A 3,057-nucleotide genomic window follows, 5' to 3' on the forward strand; every position below is an offset into this window, starting at 1 on the left:
TTAAGCACCTGGTGTAGTTTGCTGTTTCAAGACGTACTTATAAACTGGAACTTCAAATGGAGAATGAATTAATTGAGCATCTAGTAAGTTCCAGATACGGAAACCTACACGATTTGTACGTGAGAATAACTCAACTAACTTTTGTACTTCCAATGATCCAATGACATCTTGAATATAGAACTTAGAGAAGTCACCGAAATAGAATACTGGTGTATCTGGTGAATCGGGAATGTCAATTGCATCTTCTTCCTCAACAGGGAAGCCTAATAACGTATAACCCATTCCTCCTTCCGCTTGATTAAACGGACGAAGTAATGGGAAACCATCATCTGTTTTCATTGTTTCAATTTTTGTTAATGCTGCTGTATTTAATACCCATCGTGCTTTTTTACGTACTTCTTTAACAGGTGTATTTTTCATTTTCACTAATGCGTCATAAAGATTCTTTTCATCAGTTTTAAACTCAACAGCTTTCTTTGCTAATGCACCGTCATTTATGTTATTCGCTTCATCACCATTCACCATATATTGCGTTTCCTTACGAACATAAGCTTTTTTCAGCTCGTCCATAACGATTTGTTCAATCGGTAAACCTGTACGTGCTAATAATTTTTTCGTTACAGTAGAAAGCGCATCAAATTCTGTTGGTGATAATTCGATTTCGTCGAACTCAATATCTGTTTCTGGAATTTCATTATTTGTTCGCTCATTTTTATGCCCTTGAGCTTCTGCTTTTTTAACTAAAACAGGATACTTAATATTTTCTTTTGTTTTTACTCCCGTTCCTAATCGACGTAAGAAATTTTCTTCTTGAGCATACGTAATAATTTCTTTACTTAAGAAATCTGGAATCGTAACAGAGCCATTACCAGTCACTAACCCTAATGCACGGGCTTCTGTTTCATCAATGTTACCTACAATGTAGTTTGCAAAAGCTGAACGAGTTTCCTTTTCTTTATTTTTAGTAGATTTATGACCTTTAGTAGAAAGAGCTGCTGCGATAGATGCTGAAATAGCGGAACGTTGTTCTTCTGACAGTTCGTTTTTTTCATTCGGATTTTCTTTTGCTGCTGGATCTTCTTTTTTATCGAGATCATCTTCTTTCTTTTTGTCTCGATCTTCTTCTTTTTCTTTCTCTTCTAACTTTGCTAACTCATCAGTGATTGTTTGCACTTCCTTTGTTAATGCTTCTACTTCAGCCTTAACTGCTGCTAATTCTTCCGAACGAACTTCATTTTTTTCTACTTTCTCTTGTAATTCTGCTAATCGAGATTTCGTTCTTGTTAAAGATACGTTTAAGATTTCTTTTAAATTCATGTTAATTTTCCTCCAGGACTTTTTTTATTTGTTTTATAATGTTGTTTCTTTCTTCTGTATCATCTTCCACAACTGTTTTTATAGCTGCTGCTTCACTTCTCATTTCAATCATGGCTGTATTTTCGCCCCTGGTTTCAATGGAAGTCGCAACATAGGCGGGTGTCATATCTAAGATAGATACTTCTAAAAGCTCTAGTTCTTCAATAGAGCGTTTTTGAACACCAGATTCGCCTTCTTCCCATGAATCTTTTTCAGAAATAAAACCAAATGACCAGCCACGCAATTCTTTATTCTTGGCCTTTTGAATTACTTGTTCATCTGTAACTGTAGCAATGGCTCTTAAACCAATATTGTCTTCATACAATTCCAGATTTCCGTTTTCAATAGAGCCAAGTTTTCTGTTTTTATCGTGGTTAAACAGTAAATCCACATTCTTTGCTTTTTTTAACGCTTTTTCAAACGTCTTAGGGACAATCTTCTCTTTGAAATATCCTCTTGGTGAAGGCAACATACGACTTTCTCTATCCACAACATTCACATAACCATCAAGTATGACTTGATCTCCTCGGACCTCAATTTTCATTCTCTTCACCTCCTCCCAAAGAACCATCTCCCGCTTCTTTCTTGCCGATTTCGGTCAAATCATTTGAAATATAAATAGCTTGTGATTCCTTTGTATTTTGTTTAGGGAATCCAAGCATATCAGCGACATTATCAGGTGAAGTAATAGCTGTACGCACAAGGTTATAACCGATATTTGTCTTGTTGCTATAAGTAACAAAATCAAGAATATTAATCTTGAATTTAATTCGTTTCCCAGAATTTTGGCCATAAAAAAGAAGACTCAAATGGTCTTCAAAATTTTTCATTATTGGTCTAACTGCTTTATTGTGGATATACATCATTGCTTTCTCAATATCTTCTTTGATTAACTCTGTATATGTGTCCACGTTTATACCTAAAAATTTACCCAAATCTTTTTTATACACATTTAAATATGCTAGAGTCTTTTCGTCGTCTAACGGGCTTTTAAGCGTGTCAATTGAATACCCTTTTCCAAGAGGAATCATTTTTACAGACCTTGCTTCATCAATTGATTCTAGTTGATCTAAAATTGCATTGATTAACTTTGACTGCGCGCCATTCTGTGGATTAATATGAGCATCCAAGTTTAGCAAGAATGCTAACAGTCCACCCTTTTTATATTTATCAGTTAAAGTTTTCTCAGCTGACATAACGCCCTCGAGTGTATCTCTTCCTAAATCAAGAATACCTTTTCCTCTTAAATGATCTGCACCAATATTTTTTACATGCCGAATCATAAATGGAGGAATCTCATGACCACCAATATTGAAATGCTCTACCAAATTATCATCTAACTCTGTAAAAACATTGGAAGCTAAATGTATTTGAGCACCGTTTAATATCGGGAATGTCTCTCCCTCGAGTAAATAAGTATTCGTCATTAATTTAATGAATTCTGATTGTGTTAGATAGTTGTTGGGATTCCTTAAGATTTGAAGGGCAATATCATCCTTGATTTCATTCCCAAATTCATCTTCCACAACGATATCAGCCAATACCATTTGATTACTTATGTCTTGTAACAACTCGTAAACATCGCTAGATTGTAAGATGTTTGAATCTGTAACATACACACCACCATAACGAATACTCTTTCCTAAAACATCATCAAGATAACCACGCTTTTCAACCTTTTTAAATAAGTAATTTGAAAAT

3 protein-coding genes are annotated in these 3,057 nt (G+C 34.7%); all 3 read right to left on the reverse strand.

The window, feature by feature from the left end:
• The gene (locus ACQGS6_RS25555) at window positions 1-1,317 is read right to left on the reverse strand and encodes a phage major capsid protein (protein ID WP_426965811.1); all 1,317 of its coding nucleotides are present in this window, start codon (window positions 1,315-1,317) and stop codon (window positions 1-3) included.
• A gap of 1 nt (window position 1,318) precedes the next feature.
• A complete protein-coding gene (locus ACQGS6_RS25560) occupies window positions 1,319-1,900 on the reverse strand; it encodes an HK97 family phage prohead protease (RefSeq protein WP_426965812.1) in 582 nt (193 codons plus the stop codon).
• The coding region (locus ACQGS6_RS25565) for a phage portal protein (protein WP_426965813.1) at window positions 1,890-3,057 on the reverse strand (1,168 nt) is incomplete at its 5' end. The genes ACQGS6_RS25560 and ACQGS6_RS25565, both read right to left, overlap by 11 nt.

The organism is Bacillus sp. GMs2/2 (assembly GCF_050172095.1).
GTDB classification, from domain to species: domain Bacteria; phylum Bacillota; class Bacilli; order Bacillales; family Bacillaceae_G; genus Bacillus_A; species Bacillus_A cereus.

What these genes read in the sequence shown, in the direction of transcription:
- ACQGS6_RS25555 (WP_426965811.1), bottom strand. Translation starts at nt 1,317, where the DNA reads ATGAATTTAAAAGAAATCTTAAACGTATCTTTAACAAGAACGAAATCT.
- ACQGS6_RS25560 (WP_426965812.1), bottom strand. Translation starts at nt 1,900, where the DNA reads ATGAAAATTGAGGTCCGAGGAGATCAAGTCATACTTGATGGTTATGTG.